Below are 24,815 nucleotides of genomic sequence, written 5' to 3'. Positions count from 1 at the left end.
AGTCCCCCGCCATGAAGACGAGGCTTTGGGCAGCTTTCACCGCAGGCCCGGCAAACGATCCGCCATCGACCGGGAGACCGACCCGTCACCGTCACGCTGAGGCGGTGAGTTCCATGCCCGCGAATGATACCATCGCCAGTGACAGGCAGGAGTTTGGTTCACGATGTCGGCCACCCACGACGACCCCTTGGCCTCGGGCTGGCAGTTGGTCGAGGACGAGGGCTTCATGGCCACCGTCGGCCCGATCTACGCCCGCGACGGCATCTACGCCTTCCGCGCCGAGCAGAAGCACGCCAACCTCGTCGGCGTCGTGCATGGCGGGATGCTGATGAGCTTCGCCGACCGCGCCATGGGCATCGCGGCCATCGCGGCGGCGGACGGGGCGTCCTGCGTCACCATCCAGCTCGACATGAAGTTCCTCGCGGCCGGGACGCTCGGACGGTGGCTGACCGCGCATTCCACCGTCGTCCGCCGCACGGGCTCGATGGTGTTCATGCGCGCCGAGGTGCGGGACGGCGACCGCCTGATCGCCACCGGCGACGGCGTGTGGAAGATCCTCCGCGCCCGCGACGCTTGAGGCCCTCCGTCGCGTCGGCGGCGTGGAACCCGTCGCCGGGGGGCGCTATGTTCCGAGCATGAGCGAGGACACCGATCCGGCCCTGAGCCGCCTGAGCGCGGCGCTGGGCGCGTTGCCGAAGCGCGGCCTGCCGCCGGTGGACCGGTGGACGCCGCCCTATTGCGGCGAGATCGACATCCGCATCGCCGCCGACGGGACGTGGTTCCACAACGGCTCGCCGATCCGGCGGGAGAAGCTCGTCCGGCTGTTCTCGACCATCCTGCGACGGGAGCCGGACGGGCGAACCACCCTCGTCACCCCCGTCGAGTGCGTCGGCATCACCGTGGAGGATGCGCCGTTCCTGGCGGTCGAGATGGCCGTGGAGGGAAAGGGCGACGGGCGCAGCCTCGCCTTCCGCACCAGCGTTGACGACCTCGTACAGGTCGATGCCGATCACAGGTTGCGCTTCGAGCAGGACACGGACGGGGGCCTGAAGCCCTATCTCCACGTCCGGCGCGACCTCTGGGCCCTCGTGACCCGCGCGCTGACCTTCGACCTCGTGGATCTGGCCGAGGAGCGTGTCCTCGACGGACAGCCCTGGCTCGGCATCGCGGCGGGTGGCACCTTCCACCGGATCGCGCCGGCGGACGGGGCGTGAGCGACGCCCTCGCCGACATCCTCGCCCGCGCGCTCGCGGGTCTCTCGGCCTCCCCGCCAGGCCCGGAGGATCCGACCTCCAACCCGATCGGGGATCACAGCATCGATCCCGCCGGGACCGCGGTGATCCCGCCGCCGCCCCATCGCCGCGCGGCGGTGCTCGTGCCGATCGTGCTGCGTGGCGAGGAGCCGGTCCTCGTCCTCACCCAGCGGGCCACGGGCCTGCGCAACCATTCCGGTCAGGTCGCCCTGCCGGGCGGCAAGATCGACCCCACCGATCCCGGCCCTGCCGCCGCCGCCCTGCGGGAGGCCGAGGAGGAGATCGCCCTGGCGCCGTCCGACGTGCGCGTGCTCGGCTATCTCGACCCGTACCTGTCGGGGACGGGGTTCCTCGTCACGCCGGTCATCGGGCTGGCGCGGCCCGCCGAACCCTTCCGGCCCAATCCGGCCGAGGTGGCGGAGGTCTTCGAGGTGCCGCTGGCCTTCCTGATGGACCGTGAGCGCTATGTCCTGCGGTCCCGCGAGTGGCAGGGGCGCCAGCGACATTTCTATGCCCTGCATTTCGGGGACAGGCTGATCTGGGGTGTGACCGCCGGCATCCTGAACAACCTGCGCGAACGGCTCTACCCCGAGGATCCGCCCGTGCGCGGAGACATCCGCCCCGCCGCGGGTTAGCGTGTCGCCATGCTCCGCCGCGCCATCGAAGAGTTCGGCCTCTTCCTGATCCCCTTCGCCCTGTTCCTCGTGTACCTGCTGCTCGCGGGGCGAAACCCGCTGCGGGGCGTGCACTGGAGCCCGCAACTCCTGCGGCTGACGCTGGCCGGGCTCGTCATCGTCATCGGCACCCTCGTCTTCGACGGGCTCTTCTCGGAGCGGCGGGACGGCGGCTACGTCCCCGCGCACATGGAGAACGGGCGCCTTGTACCGGGCCGGTTCCAATGACGCGCCGCCTCGACCGGGCGGGTCCGGCGGCGCTGCTCGCCCGACCCTCCGTGCGCGCCGCCCTGGCGGCCCTGGACATGCCGGGCGAGGAGAGCCGCCTCGTGGGAGGCTGCGTGCGGGATGCCCTCCTCGGCGTCGCCGCCGCCGACATCGACCTCGCCACGACGCATCTCCCGGAGGCCGTGCTGCGGGCCGGCCTCGCGGCGGGCCTGAAGGCGGTGCCGACGGGGATCGAGCACGGCACGATCACCCTCGTCTCCGGGGGCGAGCCCATCGAGGTGACGACCCTGCGCGAGGACGTGGAGACGGACGGGCGGCATGCCGTCGTCCGCTTCGGACGGGATTTTTCCCGCGATGCCGAGCGCCGCGACTTCACCATCAATGCCCTCTCCCTCGGGCCGGACGGTACCCTGCACGACACCGTGGGCGGCGTGGCCGACCTGGAGGCGAGGCGGGTGCGGTTCATCGGCGACGCGGCGACCCGCATCCGCGAGGATGCCCTGCGCATCCTCCGGTTCTTCCGCTTTCACGCCCGCTTCGGCCTCGACGGCGCCCCCGACCCGGACGCCCTCGCCGCCTGCATCGCCGCGCGGAATACCCTGGACGGGCTTTCAAAGGAGCGGGTCCGGTCCGAATTCATGAAGCTCCTGCTGGCGGAGCACGGCGTCTCCGTGGTGGGTCTGCTGTCCGCCACCGGCCTCCTGCAACGGATCACCGGGGGGGTCGGCGAGGTCGGGCGACTCGCACGCAGCGCCAGGGCCGGACAGGACGCGGCGTGGCGCCTCGCCTCCCTCGCCGTCCATGCCGAACCCGACGCGGAGCGCCTGCAGGAGCGGCTTCGGCTCTCGAAGGCGGAGGCGGCCACGCTCGGCGCCTATGCCCGGGCGCTCGCGGCCCTGCACGGGCGCGACGGGATCGAGAGGGCACAGGCGCGGGCTCTGGCGGCGCAGCACGGGGCCACCACCCTGGAGCACACCCTCGCGGTGCTCGCCGGCGAGCCCCGCCCGGCGCTGACGCCGGAGGCGTCCGGCGAGATCGTGCGTCTCTGCGCCCGTGGGAGCGATCCGCTCTTCCCCCTCGTCGGAGCTGACCTCGTGCGAGAGGGCATTCCGCCGGGCCGTGCCATCGGCCAGGGTCTCGCGCGGGCGCGAGCCGAATGGCTGGCGGCGGGTTGCCCGGAGGACGAGGCCAGCCGTGCCGCCCTGCTTGAAACGGCAACGGCCGTCGCGCGGGCGACGGCCGGGGGACACACCTGAGCGGTGGGACGGGCGGGGCGCGGCCCCGCACCGGCCTCAGAGCTTCAGCAGATTCTTGGTCTCTTGCAGCTGGACGATCTGCGCGTTCAGTTCCTCGCGGCGCTGCAGATCCTCGGTCGCATCCCGCTGGAGCTGGATCGCGTCGATATCCCGGTCGAGCGAGGCGGCGTTCAGCTCCTCGATCGGCGCGGCGCGCTCTGCGAGAACCGTCACACCCGTGGGGCCGATATCGGCGAACCCGCCGCGGACGTAGATCCGCTTGCCGGTGCCGGCGCTCTCCGTGACGACGATGACGCCGACGCGCAGGGAGGTGATCACCGGGGCGTGGCCCGCCATCACGGTCATCTCGCCCTCGATGCCGGGCAACTGAACGGCGTTCACTTCGCCGGAATACAGCGTCCGCTCGGGGCCGACGAAATCGAAATGGAAGGTGGCCATCGGTGGAAGGTGTCCCGCATCTGCGACGCGTGCTCCTCACCCTCGCAGGGAGGAGGTGAAGGTGGGGGTCGGCAAGGAAAAACCGGATCGCGCGACCCGGTTCCCCTGCAACCCATGCCCTCCCCGTCGCGACCGGCGGGGAGGGGAGACGGCAGCCTTACGCCGCCTTGAGCTTCTTAGCCTTCTCCTGGGCCTCCTCGATGGTGCCGACCATGTAGAAGGCGGCCTCCGGGAGGTCGTCGTAGTCGCCGTTCACGAGGCCCTTGAAGCCCTTGATCGTGTCTTCGAGGGCGACCTGCTTGCCCGGCGAGCCGGTGAACACCTCGGCCACCGAGAAGGGCTGCGAGAAGAAGCGCTCGATCTTGCGGGCGCGGGCCACCGTGAGCTTATCCTCTTCGGACAGCTCGTCCATGCCCAGGATCGCGATGATGTCCTGCAGGGCCTTGTAGCGCTGAAGGGTCTGCTGGACGCGGCGGGCCACGTCGTAGTGCTCCTCGCCGAGGATGGTCGGCGACAGCATGCGCGAGGTGGAGTCCAGCGGATCCACCGCCGGGTAGATGCCCTTCTCGGCGATCGAGCGCGAGAGCACGGTCGTGGCGTCGAGGTGGGCGAAGGAGGCGGCGGGCGCCGGGTCGGTCAGATCGTCGGCCGGCACGTAGATGGCCTGCACCGAGGTGATCGAACCCTTGTTGGTGGTGGTGATGCGCTCCTGCAGAGCGCCCATGTCGGTGGCCAGCGTCGGCTGGTAGCCCACCGCCGAGGGGATACGGCCGAGAAGCGCCGACACCTCGGAGCCCGCCTGCGTGAAGCGGAAGATGTTGTCCACGAAGAACAGCACGTCCTGGCCCTCGTCACGGAACTGCTCCGCGATGGTCAGGCCGGTGAGGGCCACGCGGGAGCGGGCGCCGGGGGACTCGTTCATCTGGCCGTAGACCAGCGCGCACTTCGAACCCTCGGCCGAACCGCCGTTCTCCTTCGGGTTCTTGTTCACATTGGACTCGATCATCTCGTGATAGAGATCGTTGCCCTCGCGGGTGCGCTCGCCCACGCCGGCGAAGACCGAGTAGCCGGAGTGCACCTTCGCGATGTTGTTGATCAGCTCCATGATCAGCACGGTCTTGCCGACGCCGGCGCCGCCGAACAGGCCGATCTTACCGCCCTTGGCGTAGGGGGCCAGGAGGTCCACCACCTTGATGCCCGTGACGAGGATCTGCGCCTCGGTGGACTGGTCCGCGTAGGAGGGGGCGGGCTGGTGGATGGCGCGGTAGGTGTCGGTCTGTACCGGGCCGGCCTCGTCGATCGGCTCGCCGATGACGTTCATGATGCGGCCGAGGGTGTTCATGCCCACCGGCACCTTGATCGGCTCGCCGGTATCCGTGCACTCCTGGCCGCGGGTCAGACCCTCGGAGGTGTCCATGGCGATGCAGCGGACGGTGTTCTCACCGAGCTGCTGCGCAACCTCGAGGACGAGGCGGGCGCCGTTGTTCTTGGTCTCCAGGGCGTTCAGGATCTCGGGCAGGTGGCCCTCGAACTGCACGTCGACCACGGGGCCGATGACCTGGGTGATCTTGCCGACCTTGTTGGAGCCGGTGCCGGGGAGCGCGGTGTTCGCCATAATCTGCCTACCCTTCAATCTGTTCGGACGGTGCCAGGAGCCTTAGAGGGCCTCGGCGCCGGAAATGATTTCGATCAGCTCCTTGGTGATCATGGCCTGACGCGTCCGGTTGTAGACCAGCGTCTGCTTCTTGATCATCTCGCCCGCGTTGCGGGTGGCCGAATCCATCGCGCTCATGCGCGCGCCCTGCTCGGAGGCCGCGTTCTCGAGGAGCGCCCGGTAGACCTGCACCGCGAGGTTCTGCGGCAGCAGGGTCTGGAGGATCGCCTCCTCAGAGGGTTCGAATTCGAGGGCGGCGGTCCCGCCGCCCTTCGCCGTCTCCTGGCCGGAGTTGGCCGGAAGCTCGGCGGGGATGAGGCGCTGGGCCGTCGGGATCTGCGAGATCACCGAGCGGAACTCCGAGTAGAACAGCGTTGCCACGTCGAACTCGCCGGCGTCATAGCGGGCGACGATCTTCTCGGCGATCTCCGAGGCGAAGGCATAGTCCACCGGCCTGTTGCCACGGATGTCCATGCTCTCGACGATCTGGTCCCGGTACTGCCGGCGCAGGAGGTCGAAGCCCTTCTTGCCCACGGTCATGAACTTGACCGTCTTGCCCTCGGCCATGAGCTTCTGGGCATGCTCGCGCAGCGCCATCCGCACGATGGAGGAGTTGAAGGCGCCGCACAGGCCGCGATCGCCCGTGCAGACCACCAGCAGGTGGGTTTGATCCGAGCCGGTACCCGTGAGCAGGCGCGGGGCGCCGGCGCCACCCACGAGGTTGCCCGCGAGGTTCCCGAGCACGGCCGCCATCTTCTCGGCGAAGGGCCGCCCGGCCTCGGCGGCCATCTGCGCGCGGCGCAGCTTGGCGGCCGCGACCATCTGCATGGCCTTGGTGATCTTCTGCGTCGCCTTCACCGAGGTGATGCGGTTGCGCAGGTCCTTCAAACTCGCCATCGGGTGCGGTCCAGGTCCGTTCAGTTAGGGCCTCTCCTCCCCCGTGCGGGGAGGAGCCGGTGGTGGGGGTGGTTCAGGAGGCACCGTGGCGATCTCTCCGGCACCACCTCCATCCCTAGCCCTCCCCACGAGGGGAGGGGAGGAGTCCTACGCGACCGACTTGGCCACGCTCTCGACGACGCTCTTGAGCTTGCCGGCGTTCTCGTCCGACAGGTCCTTCGAGGCGGCGATCGAGTCGAGCAGGTCCTTGTGCTTGGTGCGCAGGGTGCTCAGGAGTTGGTCCTCGAAGGGGCGGACCTTCGCCAGCGGCAGCTTGTCGAGGTAGCCGTTCACGCCGGCGTAGATCACCGCGACCTGCTCTTCCATCTTCAGCGGCGAGAACTGCGGCTGCTTCAGGAGCTCGGTGAGGCGCGAGCCGCGATTCAGGAGCTGCTGGGTCGAGGCGTCGAGATCGGAGCCGAACTGCGCGAAGGCCGCCATCTCGCGGTACTGCGCCAGCTCGCCCTTGATCTTGCCGGCGACCTTCTTCATCGCCTTCGTCTGAGCCGAGGAGCCCACCCGCGACACCGAGAGGCCCACGTTCACCGCCGGGCGGATGCCCTGGTAGAACAGGTCGGTCTCAAGGAAGATCTGGCCGTCGGTGATCGAGATCACGTTGGTCGGGATGTAGGCCGACACGTCGTTGGCCTGGGTCTCGATGACCGGCAGGGCGGTCAGCGAGCCGGCGCCGGCGGCATCGCCCATCTTGGCGGCGCGCTCCAGCAGGCGGCTGTGGAGGTAGAACACGTCGCCCGGGTAAGCCTCGCGGCCCGGCGGGCGGCGCAGCAGCAGGGACATCTGACGGTAGGCGACGGCCTGCTTGGACAGATCGTCATACACGATCACGGCGTGCATGCCGTTGTCGCGGAAGTACTCGCCCATGGCGCAGCCGGCGAAGGGCGCGATGAACTGCATCGGCGCCGCGTCCGACGCGGTGGCGGCGATGACGATGGAGTATTCCAGGGCGCCCTGGTCCTCGAGGACCTTCACGAACTGGGCGACGGTCGAGCGCTTCTGACCGATGGCGACGTAGATGCAGAAGAGCTTGGCCTTCTCGTCGCCGCCGGCGGCGTGGCCGGGCTTCTGGTTGAGGATCGTGTCGAGCGCGATGGCGGTCTTGCCGGTCTGGCGGTCGCCGATGATCAGCTCGCGCTGGCCGCGGCCCACCGGGATGAGGGCGTCGATGGCCTTGAGGCCCGTGGCCATCGGCTCGTGCACCGACTTGCGCGGAATGATGCCCGGCGCCTTCACGTCGACGCGGCGACGCTCGGAGGACTGGATCGGGCCCTTGCCGTCGATGGGGTTGCCCAGCGCGTCCACGACGCGGCCGAGCAGACCCTTGCCCACCGGCACGTCCACGATGGCGCCCGTGCGCTTGACGGTCTGGCCTTCCTTGATCTCACGGTCGGAGCCGAAGATCACGATGCCGACGTTGTCCTGCTCGAGGTTCAGGGCCATGCCGCGCACGCCCGACTCGAACTCGACCATCTCGCCGGCCTGGACGTTGTCGAGGCCGTAGGCGCGGGCGATGCCGTCACCGACGGAGAGAACCTGACCGACCTCGGAGACCTCGGCCTCCTCGCCGAAGTTCTTGATCTGGTCCTTGAGGATCGCGGAGATCTCGGCGGCGCGGATGTCCATGGGGGCCCCTGTGGCTTAAGTCGTCTGAGAGTGTCTGGGTCGCGGGGCTGCGCGTCAGCGCGCCGCCCTCATCGCGAGGCGGATACCGTTGAGCTTCGTCTTCAGCGAGGCGTCGACCATGCGGGAGCCCATCTTCACGATGAGGCCGCCGATCAGGCTCGGGTCGACCACGAGGTCGATGTCCACATCCGCCTTGGCGACGTCCTTGAGCGCCGCCTTGATCTCCTGGACCAGGGCGTCGGACGGCTTCTCGGCCACGCGGACCTCGGCGCGCACGATGCCCTTCGAATCCTGCAGGAGGGCGCGGAAGGCGCCGATCATGCCGGGGAGGGCGAAGAGGCGGCGGTTCGCGGCGGCGAGCCGGATAAAGTTGGCGGCGAGCCCGGTGATGCCCGCCTTGTCCAGGATGGCGCCGATGGCGGCTTCCTGCTCCTCGGCGCTGAAGACCGGGCTCCGCACGAGGCGGCGCAGGTCGGCGCTGTCCTTCAGGAGCGTGTCGAAATCATTGAGGCCCTGGGCGACGGCATCGAGCTGCCGCTCGTCCCGTGCGAGCTCGAAGAGGGCGGAGGCGTAACGTCCCGCCACGCCAGCGACGAGGGGACCAGCTTCGGAACCGTTCTGCGCCACCCGTCGCTCTCTTCTCTCGTTGCCCGCCTGGTCTCGGTCAGAGCGACCGGTCCGGGCGCTGCGCAAGACCTTACGGGCTTGGGCAAGGTTTTTGGAACTCACCGGGAGCGGGAAGGCATCGCTCGCCCCGTCCGGCGCGGCGACCGCCTAGCATGGCTACACGGACCGGCGCAAGGCGACGTCACGGGCTGCGCGTGAGGGCGGCGGAAGTGTGACGCCCTCACGGCGACGCTTTTTCCCTGCGGACGCGGGCATGTCGGGGCGCCGGATACGCAGTGTTCAGCATCCGGCGCGATCGGCGGGAAAGCGCTCAGCAGGCCAGCCGGTCGCACCGGCGGGTTGCGGCGATCATCTTCGCCATGGATTTCGCGCCGGGGTGGCCGAGGATGCCGGCGTTGCCGAGAACGTAGGACGGGGTCGCGTAGAGGCCGAGATCGGCGGCCATCCGCATGTGGCTGCGCAGCGCCAGCCGCACCTCGTCGCTGTCGGCGATCTCCTCGGCCTCGGCCTGCGGGATGCCGAGCGTCGTGGCCACGGCCAGCGCGCCGAGGCCGTCGATCCGGCCCGGGCGGGACAGGAGCGTCCGGTAAAACTGGAACGCGGCCGCCGACCCGAGCTTGCGCTGCACGGCGAGCATCACCTTGGCGGCCTGCGCCGATTCCGGCGACAGGATCGGGTTCTGCACGAAGCCGATGCGCAGCGCCGTGTCCGAATCGTGCAGGGAGACGACGTCGGCGGCGGCCTTCCGGCACCAGGGGCAGTTGAAGTCGTAGAACTCGTAGAGCGTCGTCTCGGCGTCCTTCGGCCCGGCATAGGTCACGCCGCGCAGGGCCGGGATCTGCCCCGTGATCTCACCGGGCAGGACCGAGTTCGCCACGGCCTTTCCATCGTCCCCCGTGATCGCGACCCGCTGGCCGTAGGACTGTGCGCGGGCGGGCCTCGCGGCAGCGGCTCCGACGGAAGCGAGGCCGGCGGCGGCCAGGAGGTGTCGACGGGTGAGGGGCATGGGGATCATCGTGTCGGCGGCGGACGGCCGTGGCTTATCCATCCACGGCAGGCGAAACGATGGCCGATTGGCGCGACGCGATCGCCGGCCCGGCCGTCGCCGCGCCTGCGCCCGTCACCGCAGGCCCGGAGGCCGGTCGCCGCTCGCCCAGGCCAGCGCCTGATCCATCCGGTCGTTGCCCCAGAACAGTTCGCCGTCATCCGTCAGGAAGGTCGGCGCGCCGAAGATGCCGCGCGAGCGCGCCTCCTCCACGTTCACCCGCAGCTTGGTCTTGTTGGCCTCGGCCGCCGAGGCCTTCAGCACCTGGGTGCCGTCGAGGCCGAGCGAATCGAGGATCGCGATGACGGAACCCGGCTCGGCGATGGACTTTCCCTGGGCGAAGCTCGCGGCGAACACGGCCTTGGAGAAGGGGACGAGCCAGTCCTGGTCCTGCCCGTAGACGGCCACACGCACGGCGTTGAGGCTGTTCTGCGGAAAGGGATCGGGCTTGGTCAGCGGCGGCAGGCCGGCGGCGGCGGCCTCGCGCTCCACGTCCCGCCACATGGCCCGGCCCTTGGCCGGGTAGAGGTTGAACGGCGAGGTGGTCCAACCCTGAGAGGCGAAGAGGGGGCCGAGCAGGAACGGCCGCCAACGGACGGCCACCCCCGCCGCCTCCGCCGCCGCCTCGATCCGGTGGGCGGCGAGGTGCGAGTAGGTCGAGGCGAACTCGTACCAGAACTCCAACGTGGGCTGGCGCGCCATTGTGCTCGGTTTCTCCGTCCTCGCCTGGAGGAAACGATCCGCCAACCTCGGTTCAGGCGAACCTCGGCCAAGCAAACTCGGGTCAGGCAAACTTGGGTTAGGCAAGCGCCGCAGCAAGGCGCGGGGGGTCGTTTCTCTCAAACCGCCGGTCGAGGCTTACGCTTCAGCCGGCATGGCGGTTGCACGGATCGGGCCGACCGCGCCGGTCGCGAACCGCGCACCTCTGTTGCAGCCACGGGTCGCCCGCGATAAGCCGCCGCGATCACCAGCCCTCCCGCTTCGGACGCCGCATGACCGACCCAGCCAAGCCCGCCGTGAAGAAGGTCGTGCTCGCCTATTCCGGCGGCCTCGACACATCCATCATCCTGAAGTGGCTGCAGACAACGTACGGCTGCGAGGTTGTAACCTTCACCGCCGATCTGGGCCAGGGGGAGGAGCTGGAGCCCGCCCGTCGGAAGGCGGAGCTGCTCGGGATCAAGCCCGAGAACATCTACATCGAGGACCTGCGCGAGGAGTTCGTTCGCGATTACGTGTTCCCGATGTTCCGGGCCAACGCCGTCTACGAGGGGGTCTACCTCCTCGGCACCTCGATCGCCCGGCCGCTGATCGCCAAGAAGCAGATCGAGATCGCGGAGGCGGTGGGGGCCGACGCGGTGTGCCACGGGGCCACCGGCAAGGGGAACGACCAAGTCCGGTTCGAGCTCGGCTACTACGCCCTGAAGCCCGACGTGACGGTCATCGCCCCCTGGCGCGAGTGGGACCTGCGCTCCCGCGAGCAGCTCATCGCCTTCGCCGAGCAGCACCAGATCCCGATCGCCAAGGATAAGCGCGGCGAGAGCCCGTTCTCGGTCGATGCGAACCTCCTGCACGCCTCCTCGGAGGGCAAGGTGCTGGAGGACCCGGCCGTGGAAGTGCCGGACTACGTCTATTCGCGGACGCGCTCCCCGGAGGAGGCGCCCGACACGCCCACCATCGTCACCATCGGCTTCGAGCGCGGCGACGCGGTGTCGATCGACGGCGAGCGGATGAGCCCGGCGACCCTCCTCGCCAAGCTCAACCAACTCGGCCACGACAACGGCATCGGCCGCCTCGACCTCGTGGAGAACCGCTTCGTCGGCATGAAGAGCCGGGGCATGTACGAGACGCCCGGCGGCACGATCCTGCTTCCGGCGCACCGGGCGATCGAATCGATCACCCTCGACCGGGGCGCCGCCCACTTGAAGGATCAGCTGATGCCGCAATACGCGGAGTTGATCTACAACGGCTTCTGGTTCTCGCCGGAGCGCGAGATGCTCCAGGCGCTGATCGACCGGAGCCAGGAGAAGGTCACCGGCACGGTGCGTCTGAAGCTGTACAAGGGCGGCATCCACGTCATCGGCCGGGAGAGCCCGAACTCCCTGTACGATCAGGATCTCGTCACCTTCGAGGAGGGGGCCGTCGCCTACGACCATCGCGACGCGGCGGGCTTCATCAAGCTCAACGCCCTGCGGCTGCGGACGCTGGCACAGCGCAAGAAGCGCGAGGGCTGAGGGGAGCGCGGCGGGCGGCGGGGCGACGGCGGCGCTACGGCCGCAGGCAGCCCGCCAGCCCCTCCGTATGCGCCATCATCGCCTGGATCCGCGCCGCCCGGCGGCGGACGCCGGGCGAGGGGCGTCCCGCGCTGCGCAGGATCGGGTTGGGCAGCACCGCGGCGAGGAGCGCCGCCTCGCTGCGGGTCAGGTCCCTGGCGTCCTTGCGGAACCAGTGGCGGCTCGCCGCCTGCGCCCCGTAGATGCCGTCGCCCCATTCCGCGACGTTGAGGTAGATCTCCATCATCCGGCGCTTGCCCCAGAGGGCGTCGAGGGCCAGGGCGAGGGGAATCTCCATGGCCTTGCGGATGTAGGAGCGCCCCGGCCACAGGAAGACGTTCTTCACCGTCTGCATCGCGATGGTGGAGGCCCCCCTGGCCCGGGCGTCGTCGTCCTCCACGACGTCGCGGAGCGCCCCGAAGTCCACGCCGTGATCGAGGCAGAAGCGCTGATCCTCCGAGGAGATGACGGCGAGGGGCAGGGCGGGCGCGATCTGCGAGAGGGGCACGGCCACCCGCTCCACAGGTTGCAGGGTCAACCACCGGCCGAGCATCAGAGTCGACGGCGGCGTCACCGCGCTATAGACGAGCGCCAGCACAAGCGTGAGAACGGCGAGGACGGCCGGAAGCAGCAGCACAAACCCCACCAGCCGGCGGAACGGCGCCGTTCGCCCTGACCGCGCGGAGGGCGGCATCGCCTCCCGCCCGGCGGACGGTCGGTCGACCGGGCGGTCCCTGCCATCCTCGTCTCTCACGCCACAGCCCGATCCACCCCGCACGGCCCCAACCGGACGCAGCGCCCGATGACCTCGAACTCCTCAACGCAGGGCCATGCCCGTCCGGTCAAGGCGGACTCCTCCGCGCCCGACTTTTCCCACAGGCTGTCGCAGGTCGCCCAGCAGGTCGAGACTTTTCTGGTGGAGCGGCTCGGCGCCACGACCGGCCCCGGCGAGATCACCCGGCCCCCGCGCCTGATGGAGGCCATGCGCCACGCCGTTCTCGGCGGCGGCAAGCGCCTGCGCCCGTTCCTGGCGATCGAGACCGCCCGGATGCTCGGCGGCACCGAGGCCGCGGCGCTCGCCGCCGGCGCGGGCGTCGAGCTGGTCCACTGCTATTCCCTGGTCCACGACGACCTGCCGGCGATGGACGACGACGACATGCGCCGGGGCAAGCCGACGGTGCACAAGGCGTATGACGAGGCGACCGCCATCCTCGTGGGCGACGCCCTCCAGACCCTCGCCTTCGAGGTGGTGGCCGACCCGACTTGGCAGCCCGATCCGGCGATCCGTGCCGACCTCGTCCTCGGCCTCGCCCGCGCCTCCGGCCTCGGGGGCATGGTGGGCGGCCAGCTCCTCGACCTGACCGCCGAGGGCCGCTTTGGCGCGGTGAACCTCGATGTGGACGATACCCTGCGGATGCAGGCCATGAAGACCGGGGCGATCCTCGCCTTCTCGGTGGAGGCCGGCGCCCTGGTGGGCGGGGCCGACGAGGCCGAACGCGCAGCCCTCCTCCGCTACGGCCACGCCCTGGGTCAAGCCTTCCAGATCGCCGACGACATCCTCGACCGCGAGGCATCTCCCGAGGCCATGGGCAAGGCCACGGGCAAGGACAAGGATGCCGGTAAGGCGACCCTGGTCGACCGCCTGGGCCTCGATGGCGCCCGCGCCGAGTGCGACCGCCTCGTGACGGTCTGCGAGGACGCCGTGTCTTCCTGGGGCGAGGGCGCCCGCGTCCTGCGCGACGCCGCCCGGTTCACCGTGGCGCGGAAGACCTGAGCGGGGGAACCGGCCGCCCCCTCCATCACCGCACGGGAGGGGCGTCAGCCCCGCCCGACGAAGGGCATCTTGGTCGCCATCACGGTCATGAACTGGACGTTGGCGTCGAGCGGCAGGCTGGCCATGGCGAGGATGGCTTGGCCCACATGGGCCACGTCCATCACCGCCTCGGGGCGGACGCTGCCGTCCGCCTGGGGCACGCCCGCCTTCATCCGGCCGCCCATGGAGGTGTCGGCGTTGCCGATGTCGATCTGGCCGCAGGCGATGTCGTAGGCGCGTCCGTCGAGGGAGGTGGACTTGGTGATGCCGGTCACGGCGTGCTTCGTCGCGGTGTAGGCGATGGAGAACGGACGCGGCGCGTGGGCCGAGATCGACCCGTTGTTGATGATGCGCCCGCCGCGCGGGTTCTGGTCGCGCATGATGCGGAAGGCGTGCTGCGTGCACAGGAAGATCGCGGTGAGATTGGTGTCGACCACCTGCCGCCACGTCTCCAGGGGCAGATCCTCGAGGGGGACGGCGGGGGCGCCGACGCCGGCATTGTTGAACAGGAGATCGAGGCGGCCGAAGCGGGCGACGGTTCCGTCGAACAAGGCCTTGATCGAGTCGGGGTCCGTCACGTCGGTGGGGATCACGTGGGCGACATCTGAGCCGAGTTCGGCGGCCACCTCTTCGAGGGGCTCGCGGCGACGGCCCGAGAGGACCACGCGCCATCCCGCACCCGCGAGAGACACGGCGGCGGCGCGCCCGATGCCCGTTCCCGCCCCCGTGACGATCGCGATCCTGGCCTCGCCGCTCATGGTGTCCTCCGCGCTGGTATGGCCGGGAGGCTGTAGCCAAGTCCGCGCTCCGCGCGAAGGCCGATGCCGGGCCGATCCGCGAAACCGCGCGTGAAACCGGAACGCTTGTCGTCGGAACGCGTCGATCCGGGGTGAGCATGTCCCAGACCGATCCTTCCCTTGACGGCCTCTGGCCCGACGGCGTCACCTTCCGCATGGTCCAGGCCGGGGGCATCCGCCTGCATGTCGCCGAGGCCGGGCCGGTGGACGGCCGCCCCCTCATCTTGCTCCACGGCTTTCCCGAGAGCGCCCGCGGCTGGCGCCGCCAGGTCGGGCCGTTGACGCGGGCGGGGTTCCGCGTCGTCATGCCGGACCAGCGGGGATACGGGGCGAGCGAGCGGCCGGAGGGCATCGCCGCCTATCATCTGGATCGCCTCGCGGGGGACGTGATCTCCCTGGCCGATGCCTGCGGCTTCCGCCGGTTCGACCTCGCAGGCCACGATTGGGGCGGCCTCGTCGCGTGGTGGGCGGCGAGTTTCCACCCGGACCGCGTCGCACGGCTCGCGATCCTCAACGCGCCCCACCCCGGCGTGGTGCGGGACTACCTGCGCCATCATCCCGGCCAATGGCTGCGCAGCGCCTATGTCGGCGTGTTCCAGATCCCGGCCCTGCCGGAGCGGTGGATGCTCGCGCGGGATGCCAAGGTCCTGCGCCGGGCCATGGTCTCCACGTCCCGTCCCGGGACCTTCTCCGGGCCGGAGATCGACGCCTACGTGCGGGAATGGCGTCGGCCCGGGGCGCTCACCGCCATGCTCGGGTGGTATCGCGCCCTCGCTCGCCTGCCCCGGCGGGACGCGCCGCGCGTGCGAATGCCGACCCTCATCCTCTGGGGACGGAGGGACCATGCTCTCCAGGCGGGCCTTGCGGAGGAAAGCCTGCGCCTGTGCGACCAGGGCCGCGTGCGGTGGTTTCCCGTCGCGACCCATTGGATCCAGCACGAAGAGGCGGCGGCGGTGTCGAACGCGCTGGCCGGGTTCTTCGCCCCTGCCGGGACCGGACCGGGCTCGCCCGCCGCAGAGACCTCCCCGTGACACCCGCCTTTCCCTCAGAGTTCTCCACCGGGCCTCCCCGGCGCATGGGGAAGTTCACGAGGCGCCCTTAATCCGTGAAAATCCGCTCAGACGCAGGAATCTTTTCGAGCCGTCCCACGGAACCCTTGAAGGTTTTGCACAATTTGGTGGCCGCATAATCCCTGCCTCTGGAGGCGACCCTTGAGCTTTCTTCGTACCACGCTGGCCACCGGCCTGATCCTCGGCGGCCTCTTCGCCGGCTCGGCCCAGGCCGCTCCTGCCCCCGTTCAGCCCGGCCTCGGCCAATCGGATCTGATCGAGACCGTCGCGATGCACCGTCATCACCGGCATCATCATTGGGGCCGTCACCACTCCACCCGGCACGAGCGCCGGATGCGCCGCATGAACACCATGCGCCACGGCGACCCGAACTCGCGCAACCCGGCGATGCCCGGCCGCGCGCAGCAGCTCGGCAACACCACCGGCGGCCCGCGCTACTGAGCGAAACCCTAAGAACGCGGACCCGGCGCAGCGCGCGCCGGGTCCGACGTCCCCAGGCAAGCGCGGCCGCGGGACTGATTCGGGAAGATGGGTCTGGTAAGGTGCGCCATGGGCCGCACACTCCGCTCCTCTTCGCCGCCGCAGGATTCCGGGGGGCTCGATCCGGCCGGCGCCACGCCGATGATGGCGCAGTACATCGAGATCAAATCCGCCAACCCGGATTGTCTCCTGTTCTACCGGATGGGCGACTTCTACGAGCTGTTCTTCGGCGATGCGGAGATCGCCTCACGCTCGCTGGGCATCGTCCTCACCAAGCGCGGGCGGCACGCCGGCACCGAGATCCCCATGTGCGGGGTGCCGGTAGACCGGGCGGACGACTACCTCAATCGCCTCATCGGCCTCGGACACAGGGTCGCCGTCTGCGAGCAGACCGAGGATCCGGCTGAAGCCAAGAAGCGCGGCCCGAAATCGGTGGTGCGGCGGGAGGTGGTGCGCCTCGTCACGCCGGGTACCATCACCGAGGATCGGCTTCTCGATCCGGCGAGCGCCAACCTGCTGCTGGCCGTCGGCCGCCGGAAGACCGCCGAGACCGCTTTCGCCTACGGGCTCGCGGCCATCGACATCTCCACCGGCCGCTTCTCCCTGAGCGAGGTGTCCGCCGGCGAGTTGCCCGGCGCCATCGCCCGGCACGATCCCCGCGAGATCGTCCTCTCCGAGGCGATCCATGCCGATCCGGGCCTCGCGCGCCTGTGGCAGGAGACGCGCGCGGCGGTCGTGCCCCTGGCGCAGGCGGAACTCGAGCCGGCCGCCGCCGACCGCCGCATCAAGGAACAGTACGGCGTCTCGACCCTCGACGGCTTCGGCAGCTTTTCCCGGGCGGAGATCGCCGCCGCCGGAACCGCCCTGCTCTACATCGCGCGCACGCAACTCGCCGCCCGCCCGCCCCTGGCGATCCCGAGCCGGGAGGAGGCCGGCGCGACGCTCGCCATCGACGCCGCGACCCGCGCCAACCTCGAACTTACCCGCACGCTCTCCGGCGAGCGGACGGGAAGCCTGCTCGCCACCATCGACCGGACGGTGACGGCCAACGGCGCACGCCTCCTCGCGGAGCATCTGGCCGGGCCACTGACCGACCTCGCGCGGATCGGGCAGCGGCAGGACGCGGTGGCGCGGCTCGTGGACGATTCCGCCCTCCGCCAGATCTGCCGGGACACGCTCGCCGGCGCGCCGGACCTGCCCCGTGCCCTGTCCCGCGTGGGGCTCGGCCGCGCCGGCCCCCGCGACCTCGCCGCGATCCGCGACGGCCTCGCCTCGGCGGCGCGCCTCGGGGACACCCTGGCGCGGGTCCCCGACCTGCCTGCCGCCCTCGCGGCAATCGGACAGACCCTCTCCGCCGTCGATGCGGGCCTGGTGGAGATCCTGCGCGCGAGCCTCGCGGAGGATCTGCCCCTGTCCCGGCGCGACGGCGGCTTCGTCCGCGCGGGCTTCCACCCGGAGATCGACGAGGCACGGCTCCTCGGCCAGGATTCGCGCAAGGTGGTGGCGGCGCTCCAGGCGCGCTACGCGGAGGAGACCGGCTGCCGGACCCTGCGCATCAAGCACAACAATCTGCTCGGCTATTTCATCGAGGTCCCACAATCGGTGGGCGAGGCTTGCCTCAAGGGCCTGCAGAAGGAGTTCGTGCACCGGCAGACGATGGTCGATGCCATGCGCTTCACCAGCGTCGAGCTCGGTGAGCTGGAGCGTAAGATCTCCGGCGCGGCGGACCGGGCGCTCGCGCTGGAGGCCCAGGTCTTCGACGACCTCGCCGCCCGGATCGTCGCGGAGGCGGCGGGGATCACGGCCGCCGCGGAGGCGCTGGCGTCCCTCGACGTGGCCGCGAGCCACGCGGACCTCGCCATCGAGAACGACTGGCGCCGCCCCGTGGTGGACGACAGCCTCGCCTTCGCGGTCGGCGGCGGACGCCATCCCGTGGTCGAGGCGGCGCTGCGGCGGGCGGGCGAGCCCTTCATCGCCAACGATTGCGACCTCTCCGGCGAGGGGCGGGGGCGCATCCGCCTCATCACCGGCCCGAACATGGGCGGCAAGTCGACCTTCCTTCGCCAGAACGCCCTCATCGTCGTCCTGGCGCAGATGGGCGCCTTCGTGCCCGCCCGCGAGGCCCGCATTGGCCGGGTGGACCGGCTGTTCTCACGGGTGGGCGCCGCCGACGACCTCGCCCGCGGTCAATCGACCTTCATGGTCGAGATGGTGGAGACCGCCGCCATCCTGAACCAAGCGACCCGGCATTCGCTCGTCATTCTGGACGAGATCGGCCGCGGCACGGCGACCTTCGACGGGCTGTCCATTGCCTGGGCCTGCCTGGAGCACCTGCACGAGGCCAATGCCTGCCGGGCGCTGTTCGCCACCCACTTTCACGAGTTGACCGCCCTGGGTGACCGCTTGGCGCGGATCGACAACGCCACGCTCAAGGTGGCCGAGCACCGCGGCGGTGTCGTCTTCCTGCACGAGGTCGTCCCCGGGATCGCCGAGCGCAGCTACGGGTTGCAGGTGGCCCGCCTCGCGGGGCTCCCCGCCACGGTCGTGACCCGGGCGGGGGCGATCCTGAAGAGCCTGGAGAAGTCGCAGGGCGGACGCTCGGCGCGCGCCAGGATCGACGACCTGCCGCTGTTCGCCAACCTCGCCCCGCCCCCTCCGGAGGAGCCGCCGGCTCCCGCGGCGGAGGATCCCCTCGGCCCGCTCCTCGACGCCATCGACCCGGATGCCCTGACGCCGCGGGAGGCTTTGGAGGCGCTCTACCGGCTGAAGCGCGAGCGCGCGGAGGCGTTGGCGGGGTAGGAGGGTCGAGAGGGCGGAAGGTTCGGCCGCGCCGGTGCAGTGACGCACTCACTCCGTTCATGCGATCCTGCACTAGTTCATTGTTTTTGCATCAATTTTTCCAGTCTCGGCCGACACCTCCGACTGGATCGATGCACTAGCGCGTTGTCTCAGATCTCCGGCTCGCCCCTCGCGAAGACGGAGGGGAAACGCCCTTTTCGGCCAGACGCTCAGGATGCGATCGACGGCAGGAAGCGCATGGCTTCGCCGTCAAAACTCGAGATTGGCCAGCGGCTTGCTCATGCCCCCGGCGCCACCGGGATGGTGAGGACCACCCGCGTCCCCGGCTCGGCGTCGCTCCAGGCGACCGTTCCGCCCACCTGACGCGCGATCATTTCCACGAGGCTGCGGCCGAAGCCCTGCCGGTTCACCGCCGTGGCGTCGATGCCGATCCCATCGTCGCGGATCTCCAGGTGGAGCGCGTCGTCCACGAGACGGCCGAGAACCCGGACCTCGCCCTGCCGGTCGCCGGGATAGGCATGCCGGACGGCGTTGGAGAGCAGCTCCTGGATCGTCAGGGCGAGGGGAGAGGCCATCGCCGCGGGAAGCGCGACCATGCCGATCTCCGTCGCCAGCCGGACCCGGTCATCGGCGAGGCCGGCGCCGATCTCTCCGATCAGGCCCTCGGCCAGCTCCGCGAGGGCGAAGCGGGCAAGACTGTCCTCGGTCCCGACGAGGCGGTGGGCGACGGCGAGGGCGCCGATCCGGTCGGCCATGCCCTCCAGGGCGAGGCGGGCCTCACCCTCCTGCGTCCGCCGCGCCTTGAGGACCATCAGCGAGGCGATCACCTGCAGGTTGGTGGCGACGCGGTGCCCAGCCTCCCGCAAAAGCATCGTCTGGCGGTCGAGCGCCTCACGAAGCTGCGCCGTGCGCTCGGTGAGGCAGCGCTCGAACTCGTCCTCGGCCGTTCCGGGGGATGGAGCCACAGGAGCGCCATGCTCCGGCCCGATACTCACAGCCTCATCCGGAATGTCCCGCCCTCCGGTTGCCGCCGCTCGGGAGTAAAAGGCTCGTTAAGGATATATTGACCATCATCTTCCCGTGAACCCGCAAGCGCGGCGGTGGTGCGGTGCATTGCCGCATCCCCGCCAGGGATAGCTCGCGATGGGCCTTCGCGCGAGGGAAGGCCGCCGAGGCCGAGGAGATCGAATCGATGCCGCCCGCATCCACCCCAACCTCCCGACGCTTCCGCTGGCGCGATATCGTCGAGGACCGGCGCATCGTGCTGATGCTCGCGCTGGGATTTTCCTCCGGGCTGCCGCTGCTCCTCGTGCTCGGCACCTTCACCCTGCGCCTGGCCTTCTCCGATATCGACGTGAAGGCCATCGGGCTGTTCAGCTACGTGGCGCTGCCGTACTCGCTGAAATTCCTGTGGGCGCCGATGATCGACCGGATGGACGTGCCCGTCCTGACCCGGCTCCTCGGCCGTCGCCGGGCCTGGATGGTGACGACACAGGTCGCCACGGCCCTCTGCCTCGTCCTCATGGCCTTCGCCGATCCGAAGACCAGCCTCGCCCTGCTCGGCCTCGGGGCGTTCCTCGTGGCCTTCTGTGCCGCCAGCCAGGACGTGGTGATCGACGGCTGGCGCATCGACGCCGCCGGCAGCGATTTCCAGGGCATCCTCGCCGCGACCTCGAACCTCGGCTACCGCCTCGGCCTCATCTCGGCGGGGGCGGGGGCGCTCTTCATCGCCGCCTCGGGGGGTTGGCAGGTCGCCTATCTCAGCATGGCCGGCCTGATGATGATCGGCCTCGCGGCGGCCCTGCTGGCCCCGCCCTACGACCGCCCCCGGGTTCGGACGGAGGCGGAGCCCGCTTCGCGGCTCTGGTCCGTCCGCCGGGCCCTGCTGGAGCCGCTGACCGAGTTGCGCGGTCGCTTCGGGCCGGTCCTCTACGCGATCCTGCTTCTTGTGGCGCTCTACCGGCTCCCGGACTTCCTCTCCGGCGTGATGGCGAGCCCGCTCTACCGGACCCTCGGCTTCGACCTGAAGGAGATCGCCACCGTCTCGAAGCTCTACGGCGTTTGGGTCGGCATCGCGGGCGGGTTCGTCGGCGGCTGGGCCCTGGCCCGGCTCGGCCTGTACCGGACCCTGGTGCTGGGCGCTTTCCTCGCGGCGGCCTCGCACCTGTCCTTCGCATGGCTTTCGGCGGGGGCGCCGGAGATCTGGCGGCTCACCGTCGCGATCTCCATCGAGAACTTCTGCGGGTCCTTCGCGGGCATCGTGCTGATCGCCTACATGTCGAGCCTTACGAGCCCCGCCTTCGCGGCGACCCAGTACGCGCTGTTCTCCTCGCTGTACGCCTTGCCGGGCAAGCTCATCGCCGGGTCGGCCGGCTTCATCGTTGCGGCGATCGGCTACCCCGGCTTCTTCATCCTCACCTCGCTCATCGGCCTGCCGGTGCTCGCCCTGTGCTGGGCCGTGGGACACCGGACGGGCGAGGCCGCCCCGCGTCCCGAAGAGTCCGCGGCGGGGAACCCGCCGGGCGTTCCCCCGCTTCCTTCCCCCGCAAGGACAGCGGCCCCGGAGCCGAAGACGGCCTGAGGGTCGGCCGGACGTGCAGCTCACTGGAGTAGAGCGAGCCATGAGTAGCGGCGATGTGATCCTGAGCGGGGAGATCCTGCCCGCCGCCGATCAGGGGGCGCCCACCCTGCGGGACGAGGATCTGGCGGCGTTGCGCCGTGCGGTGCTCGCCCTCGAACGGCCCGGCCTCGCCGCGCGCCTGACCGCGGCGGCGGGCGCGCCGATCGAGATGCTCGGGCGCAGCTTGCCGACGCCGGTGATGGATGCGGTGGGGCGGACCACCGAGGTCGCCCTGCGCGGAGCGATTCGCGTCGCCCTTGCGACCCTGCCCAAGGAGGCAGCGGAGACCGCCGCGGGCGGAACCGTGCCCGTCCTCCCACCCAAGGCCGAGGGACGGCTGCACTGGCTGTTCGGCTCGAACGAGGCGAAGCACCGGGCCCTGGCCGCCGTGTCGGGCGCCGTGGGCGGCGCCTTCGGCCTCGCGACCCTCGCGGTCGAGCTGCCCGTCTCCACGACGCTGATGCTCCGCTCCATCGCCGAGATCGCCCGGGAGGAAGGGGAGAACCTGAACACGCCGGAGGGCGCCCTGTCCTGCATCCAGGTCTTCGCCCTGGGCGGCGGCAAGCTTGCGGTGTCGGGCGAGACCGGCGCCGCCCTGACGGAGAGCGGGTACTTCGCCGTCCGCGCGGCGCTCGCCAAGACCATGGCCGAGGCGACACGCTACGCCGGCAGCATCGCGCTCCTCGACCAGTCGAGCTCGGCGCTGGTGCGATTCGCCAGTCAGGTCGCGGCCCGCTTCGGCATCGTCGTGTCGGAAAAGGTGGCCGCCCAGGCAGTGCCGATCCTCGGCGCGGTCGGGGGCGCGGCGGTCAACACCGCCTTCATGAACCACTTCCAATCGACGGCGCGGGCGCATTTCATCATCCGCCGCCTGGAGCGGACCTACGGGGCGCCGGCCGTGCGGGCCGCCTACGAGATCGAGAAGGTCGCCCTCGGCCCGGCCTGAGGCGCGAGCGGACGGAAGGAGGAGCCGCCGTGATCGGCAACGGCGAAATGATCCTGCGGCTCGCCCTGGCCGCCCTGTTCGGCAGCATCGTCGGGTTGGAGCGCGAGCGCCTGCTCTGGGCGGCCGGCCTGCGCACGCACATGCTGGTCTGCGTCGGCGCCTGCCTGATCATGCTGGTCTCGGCCTACGGCTTCAAGGACGTCCAGGGCACGCCGGGCGTCGTTCTCGATCCGTCGCGGATCGCGGCGCAGGTGGTGTCCGGCATCGGCTTCCTGGGAGCCGGGACGATCCTGCTGCGCGGCGAGGTCGTGAAGGGGCTCACCACCGCTGCGAGCCTCTGGGCCGTGGCCGCCGTCGGCCTCGCGGTGGGCAGCGGGCTCTACGTCCCCGCCCTCGCGACCACAGGTCTGGTGATCGGCATCCTGGCGGGCATCAAACCCTTCGAGGAGCGGTGGCGGGACCGCCAGCGGGGCCACGGACTGCGCCTCACCGTGAAACGGGGCACGCTGTCGGTGGAGAGCCTGCACGGGCTGACGGGCGAGCACGCCTCGCGGATCCGGCAGTTCATCCTGGCGCCGGCCGAGGATCCGGATCTGGAGATCGCCACGGTGCATTTCTCCCGCCTGCCGCCCGCGACGATCCGCACGCTGGAGGCCAAGCTGCGCGCGTCGCCGGACGTCGTCCGGGTGGAGACGGCGGAGGGCTGATCCTCAGGCGGCCCCGTCGAGGAACAGGCGGTAGGCCGGGTTGTCAGTCTCGTCGGTGGCGGGATAGCCCAGCGCCTCGATGGCCGCCTCGAACCGCGCCTGATCGACGGGCGGCACGGCGATGCCCGCGAGCACGCGGCCGTAGTCGGCGCCGTGGTTCCGGTAGTGGAACAGGGTGATGTCGAAGTCCGGCGCCAGGGCATCGAGGAACTTCACCAGCGCGCCGGGCCGCTCCGGGAACTGGAAGCGGAACAGGCGCTCGTGGGCGAGGCCGGTGCTGCGCCCGCCGACCATGTAGCGGACGTGGACCTTGGCCATCTCGTTGTCGCTCATGTCGAGGACGCGGTAGCCGCCCTCGCGGAGCGATCCGATCAGCTCCTGCTTCTCCCGCTTCCCGCCGCTCAGATTGATGCCGACGAAGATCTGCGCCTCCATCCCGGGCGCCTGCCGATAGTTGAACTCGGTGATGGCCCGCGATCCCAGCGCGTTAATGAAGGCGCGGTAGGCGCCCTTCCGCTCGGGGATGGTGACGCCGAGCAGAACCTCGCGCTGCTCGCCGATCTCGGCCCGCTCGGCGATGTGGCGCAGGCGATCGAAGTTCAGGTTGGCGCCGGAGGAGACGGCGACGAGGGTGCCCGTCCCGCCCTCGCGTTCGGCGTAGAGCTTGGCCCCGGCGAGGCTGAGCGCCCCGGACGGCTCGGAGACGGCGCGGGTGTCGTCGAAGATGTCCTTCACCGCCGCGCACATCGCGTCGGTATCGACGGTGATCACCTCGTCGAGGTTTTGGCGGCAGAGGCGGAAGGTTTCCTCGCCGGCCCGGCGCACGGCCACGCCGTCGGCGAACAGGCCGACGGAGGGCAGGTCCACCAGGGCGCCCGTCGCCAGCGCGGCCTTCATGCAGGCCGCGTCCTCCGGCTCGACGCCGATGACCTTCGTCTCCGGCCGCAGATACTTCACGAAGGTGGCGATCCCGGCGGCGAGGCCGCCGCCGCCCACCGGCACGAAGATCGCCTCGATGGGGGCGGTGTGCTGCTGCAGGATCTCCTTGCCGATGGTGCCCTGGCCGGCGATCACCTCGGCATCGTCGAAGGGGTGGAGGAAGGTCAGTCCCTCCTCGTGTTCCCGGCGGCGGGCCTCGGCCAGGGCCTCGTCGAAGGCGTCGCCGTGAAGCACGACCTCGGCGCCGCGCGCCCGGCAGGCATCCACCTTGATCGACGGCGTGGTGCGCGGCATCACGATCACCGCCCGCGCACCGAGCTTGGCCGCGGCCAGCGCCACGCCCTGCGCATGGTTACCCGCCGAGGCGCAGACCACGCCGCGGGCGATCTGCGCCGGGTCGAGCCCCGACATCTTGTTGTAGGCGCCGCGCAGCTTGAACGAAAAGACCGGCTGGAGATCCTCCCGCTTCAGGAGAATCGACCGACCGAGCCGGCCCGAGAGGCGCGGCATCGGATCGAGGGGGCTCTCGATCGCCACGTCGTAGACGCGGGCGGTCAGGATCTTCTTGATGTAGTCGGTGGTCGGCGCGGGATCGGACATGATCCCCGCGCCATAGCCCCTT

24 protein-coding genes are annotated in these 24,815 nt (G+C 70.4%); 13 read left to right on the top strand and 11 right to left on the bottom strand.

From position 1 onward, the window contains the following. Window positions 1–163: 163 nt before the first annotated feature. From MFF06_RS05260 to MFF06_RS05240, 5 genes are read left to right on the top strand one after another with little or no spacing between them, the layout of a single operon-like run. On the top strand, window positions 164–577 hold the full coding sequence (locus MFF06_RS05260) for a PaaI family thioesterase (RefSeq protein WP_238201964.1): 414 nt from the start codon (window positions 164–166) through the stop codon (window positions 575–577). 58 nt (window positions 578–635) lie between these two features. Then, on the top strand, window positions 636–1,214 hold the full coding sequence (locus MFF06_RS05255; protein WP_238201963.1) for a DUF1285 domain-containing protein: 579 nt from the start codon (window positions 636–638) through the stop codon (window positions 1,212–1,214). Continuing rightward, the gene (locus MFF06_RS05250; protein WP_238201962.1) at window positions 1,211–1,888 is read left to right on the top strand and encodes a CoA pyrophosphatase; all 678 of its coding nucleotides are present in this window, start codon (window positions 1,211–1,213) and stop codon (window positions 1,886–1,888) included. The genes MFF06_RS05255 and MFF06_RS05250 overlap by 4 nt, the downstream gene beginning before the upstream one ends. Before the next feature lie 9 nt (window positions 1,889–1,897). Then, window positions 1,898–2,155 (top strand): DUF6111 family protein, encoded by a 258-nt coding sequence (locus tag MFF06_RS05245; protein ID WP_238201961.1) that lies wholly within the window; start codon window positions 1,898–1,900, stop codon window positions 2,153–2,155. After that, complete coding sequence (locus tag MFF06_RS05240) at window positions 2,152–3,411, top strand: CCA tRNA nucleotidyltransferase (RefSeq protein WP_238201960.1); 1,260 nt, start codon at window positions 2,152–2,154, stop codon at window positions 3,409–3,411. Before MFF06_RS05245 ends, MFF06_RS05240 begins: the two co-directional genes overlap by 4 nt. Before the next feature lie 36 nt (window positions 3,412–3,447). Here MFF06_RS05240 and MFF06_RS05235 read toward each other — a convergent pair whose 3' ends face one another. The 7 genes from MFF06_RS05235 to MFF06_RS05205 all read right to left on the bottom strand — a co-directional run bounded on the left by MFF06_RS05235 (window position 3,448) and on the right by MFF06_RS05205 (window position 10,454). Beyond that, entirely contained in the window at window positions 3,448–3,849 is a 402-nt protein-coding gene (locus tag MFF06_RS05235; RefSeq protein ID WP_238201959.1) for a F0F1 ATP synthase subunit epsilon, read from the bottom strand. Window positions 3,850–4,006: 157 nt separating this feature from the next. Then, entirely contained in the window at window positions 4,007–5,464 is a 1,458-nt protein-coding gene (atpD, locus tag MFF06_RS05230; RefSeq protein WP_238201958.1) for a F0F1 ATP synthase subunit beta, read from the bottom strand. A gap of 42 nt (window positions 5,465–5,506) precedes the next feature. Further along, on the bottom strand, window positions 5,507–6,400 hold the full coding sequence (locus MFF06_RS05225) for a F0F1 ATP synthase subunit gamma (protein WP_238201957.1): 894 nt from the start codon (window positions 6,398–6,400) through the stop codon (window positions 5,507–5,509). 147 nt (window positions 6,401–6,547) lie between these two features. Continuing rightward, the gene (gene atpA, locus MFF06_RS05220) at window positions 6,548–8,080 is read right to left on the bottom strand and encodes a F0F1 ATP synthase subunit alpha (RefSeq protein WP_238201956.1); all 1,533 of its coding nucleotides are present in this window, start codon (window positions 8,078–8,080) and stop codon (window positions 6,548–6,550) included. Window positions 8,081–8,134: 54 nt separating this feature from the next. Then, the gene (locus tag MFF06_RS05215) at window positions 8,135–8,707 is read right to left on the bottom strand and encodes a F0F1 ATP synthase subunit delta (protein ID WP_238201955.1); all 573 of its coding nucleotides are present in this window, start codon (window positions 8,705–8,707) and stop codon (window positions 8,135–8,137) included. Between the two features lie 310 nt (window positions 8,708–9,017). After that, a complete protein-coding gene (locus MFF06_RS05210; protein ID WP_238201954.1) occupies window positions 9,018–9,713 on the bottom strand; it encodes a DsbA family protein in 696 nt (231 codons plus the stop codon). 114 nt (window positions 9,714–9,827) lie between these two features. After that, entirely contained in the window at window positions 9,828–10,454 is a 627-nt protein-coding gene (locus MFF06_RS05205) for a 2-hydroxychromene-2-carboxylate isomerase (protein ID WP_238201953.1), read from the bottom strand. A 290-nt stretch (window positions 10,455–10,744) separates the two neighbouring features. On the opposite strand from MFF06_RS05205, the gene MFF06_RS05200 reads away from it, so the two are divergent. Next, on the top strand, window positions 10,745–11,983 hold the full coding sequence (locus tag MFF06_RS05200; protein WP_238201952.1) for an argininosuccinate synthase: 1,239 nt from the start codon (window positions 10,745–10,747) through the stop codon (window positions 11,981–11,983). A gap of 34 nt (window positions 11,984–12,017) precedes the next feature. On the opposite strand, the gene mtgA is transcribed toward MFF06_RS05200, so the two are convergent. Continuing rightward, window positions 12,018–12,668 carry a monofunctional biosynthetic peptidoglycan transglycosylase gene (gene mtgA, locus MFF06_RS05195; protein ID WP_238202005.1) on the bottom strand — a complete coding sequence of 217 codons (651 nt, stop codon included), beginning with the start codon at window positions 12,666–12,668 and terminating at the stop codon, window positions 12,018–12,020. A 156-nt stretch (window positions 12,669–12,824) separates the two neighbouring features. Here mtgA and MFF06_RS05190 point away from each other — a divergent pair, with 156 nt between their 5' ends. Continuing rightward, the gene (locus MFF06_RS05190; protein WP_238201951.1) at window positions 12,825–13,796 is read left to right on the top strand and encodes a polyprenyl synthetase family protein; all 972 of its coding nucleotides are present in this window, start codon (window positions 12,825–12,827) and stop codon (window positions 13,794–13,796) included. Window positions 13,797–13,840: 44 nt separating this feature from the next. Here MFF06_RS05190 and MFF06_RS05185 read toward each other — a convergent pair whose 3' ends face one another. Continuing rightward, a complete protein-coding gene (locus MFF06_RS05185; protein WP_238201950.1) occupies window positions 13,841–14,593 on the bottom strand; it encodes an SDR family oxidoreductase in 753 nt (250 codons plus the stop codon). 137 nt (window positions 14,594–14,730) lie between these two features. Here MFF06_RS05185 and MFF06_RS05180 point away from each other — a divergent pair, with 137 nt between their 5' ends. The 3 genes from MFF06_RS05180 (at window position 14,731) to mutS (ending at window position 18,981) form a co-directional block, all read left to right on the top strand. Further along, window positions 14,731–15,663, top strand: coding sequence for an alpha/beta fold hydrolase (locus MFF06_RS05180; RefSeq protein ID WP_370876607.1), 933 nt, complete (start codon window positions 14,731–14,733; stop codon window positions 15,661–15,663). A gap of 180 nt (window positions 15,664–15,843) precedes the next feature. After that, window positions 15,844–16,143 carry a hypothetical protein gene (locus MFF06_RS05175; RefSeq protein ID WP_238201949.1) on the top strand — a complete coding sequence of 100 codons (300 nt, stop codon included), beginning with the start codon at window positions 15,844–15,846 and terminating at the stop codon, window positions 16,141–16,143. Between the two features lie 108 nt (window positions 16,144–16,251). Continuing rightward, entirely contained in the window at window positions 16,252–18,981 is a 2,730-nt protein-coding gene (mutS, locus tag MFF06_RS05170; protein WP_238201948.1) for a DNA mismatch repair protein MutS, read from the top strand. A 278-nt stretch (window positions 18,982–19,259) separates the two neighbouring features. Here mutS and MFF06_RS05165 read toward each other — a convergent pair whose 3' ends face one another. Continuing rightward, on the bottom strand, window positions 19,260–19,946 hold the full coding sequence (locus tag MFF06_RS05165) for a sensor histidine kinase (protein WP_238201947.1): 687 nt from the start codon (window positions 19,944–19,946) through the stop codon (window positions 19,260–19,262). 227 nt (window positions 19,947–20,173) lie between these two features. On the opposite strand from MFF06_RS05165, the gene MFF06_RS05160 reads away from it, so the two are divergent. Genes MFF06_RS05160 through MFF06_RS05150 form a run of 3 tightly spaced genes read left to right on the top strand, consistent with a single transcriptional unit; the run spans window position 20,174 to window position 23,254 of the window. Beyond that, window positions 20,174–21,562 (top strand): AmpG family muropeptide MFS transporter, encoded by a 1,389-nt coding sequence (locus MFF06_RS05160; RefSeq protein ID WP_238201946.1) that lies wholly within the window; start codon window positions 20,174–20,176, stop codon window positions 21,560–21,562. A gap of 40 nt (window positions 21,563–21,602) precedes the next feature. Then, window positions 21,603–22,547: an EcsC family protein gene (locus MFF06_RS05155; protein ID WP_238201945.1), complete on the top strand. Its 945-nt coding sequence runs from the start codon at window positions 21,603–21,605 to the stop codon at window positions 22,545–22,547. A gap of 29 nt (window positions 22,548–22,576) precedes the next feature. Beyond that, on the top strand, window positions 22,577–23,254 hold the full coding sequence (locus MFF06_RS05150; protein ID WP_238201944.1) for an MgtC/SapB family protein: 678 nt from the start codon (window positions 22,577–22,579) through the stop codon (window positions 23,252–23,254). A gap of 3 nt (window positions 23,255–23,257) precedes the next feature. Here MFF06_RS05150 and ilvA read toward each other — a convergent pair whose 3' ends face one another. Further along, entirely contained in the window at window positions 23,258–24,793 is a 1,536-nt protein-coding gene (gene ilvA, locus MFF06_RS05145; RefSeq protein ID WP_238201943.1) for a threonine ammonia-lyase, biosynthetic, read from the bottom strand. Between the last annotated feature and the right edge of the window lie 22 nt (window positions 24,794–24,815).

It is taken from the genome of Methylobacterium aerolatum (assembly GCF_022179085.1).
Classification (GTDB): domain Bacteria; phylum Pseudomonadota; class Alphaproteobacteria; order Rhizobiales; family Beijerinckiaceae; genus Methylobacterium; species Methylobacterium aerolatum.
This window is presented reverse-complemented; position numbering and strand designations above follow the sequence as displayed.

What these genes read in the sequence shown, in the direction of transcription:
- MFF06_RS05260 (WP_238201964.1), top strand. Translation starts at nt 164, where the DNA reads ATGTCGGCCACCCACGACGACCCCTTGGCCTCGGGCTGGCAGTTGGTC.
- MFF06_RS05255 (WP_238201963.1), top strand. Translation starts at nt 636, where the DNA reads ATGAGCGAGGACACCGATCCGGCCCTGAGCCGCCTGAGCGCGGCGCTG.
- MFF06_RS05245 (WP_238201961.1), top strand. Translation starts at nt 1,898, where the DNA reads ATGCTCCGCCGCGCCATCGAAGAGTTCGGCCTCTTCCTGATCCCCTTC.
- MFF06_RS05240 (WP_238201960.1), top strand. Translation starts at nt 2,152, where the DNA reads ATGACGCGCCGCCTCGACCGGGCGGGTCCGGCGGCGCTGCTCGCCCGA.
- MFF06_RS05235 (WP_238201959.1), bottom strand. Translation starts at nt 3,849, where the DNA reads ATGGCCACCTTCCATTTCGATTTCGTCGGCCCCGAGCGGACGCTGTAT.
- atpD (WP_238201958.1), bottom strand. Translation starts at nt 5,464, where the DNA reads ATGGCGAACACCGCGCTCCCCGGCACCGGCTCCAACAAGGTCGGCAAG.
- MFF06_RS05225 (WP_238201957.1), bottom strand. Translation starts at nt 6,400, where the DNA reads ATGGCGAGTTTGAAGGACCTGCGCAACCGCATCACCTCGGTGAAGGCG.
- atpA (WP_238201956.1), bottom strand. Translation starts at nt 8,080, where the DNA reads ATGGACATCCGCGCCGCCGAGATCTCCGCGATCCTCAAGGACCAGATC.
- MFF06_RS05210 (WP_238201954.1), bottom strand. Translation starts at nt 9,713, where the DNA reads ATGCCCCTCACCCGTCGACACCTCCTGGCCGCCGCCGGCCTCGCTTCC.
- MFF06_RS05205 (WP_238201953.1), bottom strand. Translation starts at nt 10,454, where the DNA reads ATGGCGCGCCAGCCCACGTTGGAGTTCTGGTACGAGTTCGCCTCGACC.
- MFF06_RS05200 (WP_238201952.1), top strand. Translation starts at nt 10,745, where the DNA reads ATGACCGACCCAGCCAAGCCCGCCGTGAAGAAGGTCGTGCTCGCCTAT.
- MFF06_RS05190 (WP_238201951.1), top strand. Translation starts at nt 12,825, where the DNA reads ATGACCTCGAACTCCTCAACGCAGGGCCATGCCCGTCCGGTCAAGGCG.
- MFF06_RS05185 (WP_238201950.1), bottom strand. Translation starts at nt 14,593, where the DNA reads ATGAGCGGCGAGGCCAGGATCGCGATCGTCACGGGGGCGGGAACGGGC.
- MFF06_RS05180 (WP_370876607.1), top strand. Translation starts at nt 14,731, where the DNA reads ATGTCCCAGACCGATCCTTCCCTTGACGGCCTCTGGCCCGACGGCGTC.
- mutS (WP_238201948.1), top strand. Translation starts at nt 16,252, where the DNA reads ATGGGCCGCACACTCCGCTCCTCTTCGCCGCCGCAGGATTCCGGGGGG.
- MFF06_RS05160 (WP_238201946.1), top strand. Translation starts at nt 20,174, where the DNA reads ATGCCGCCCGCATCCACCCCAACCTCCCGACGCTTCCGCTGGCGCGAT.
- MFF06_RS05155 (WP_238201945.1), top strand. Translation starts at nt 21,603, where the DNA reads ATGAGTAGCGGCGATGTGATCCTGAGCGGGGAGATCCTGCCCGCCGCC.
- ilvA (WP_238201943.1), bottom strand. Translation starts at nt 24,793, where the DNA reads ATGTCCGATCCCGCGCCGACCACCGACTACATCAAGAAGATCCTGACC.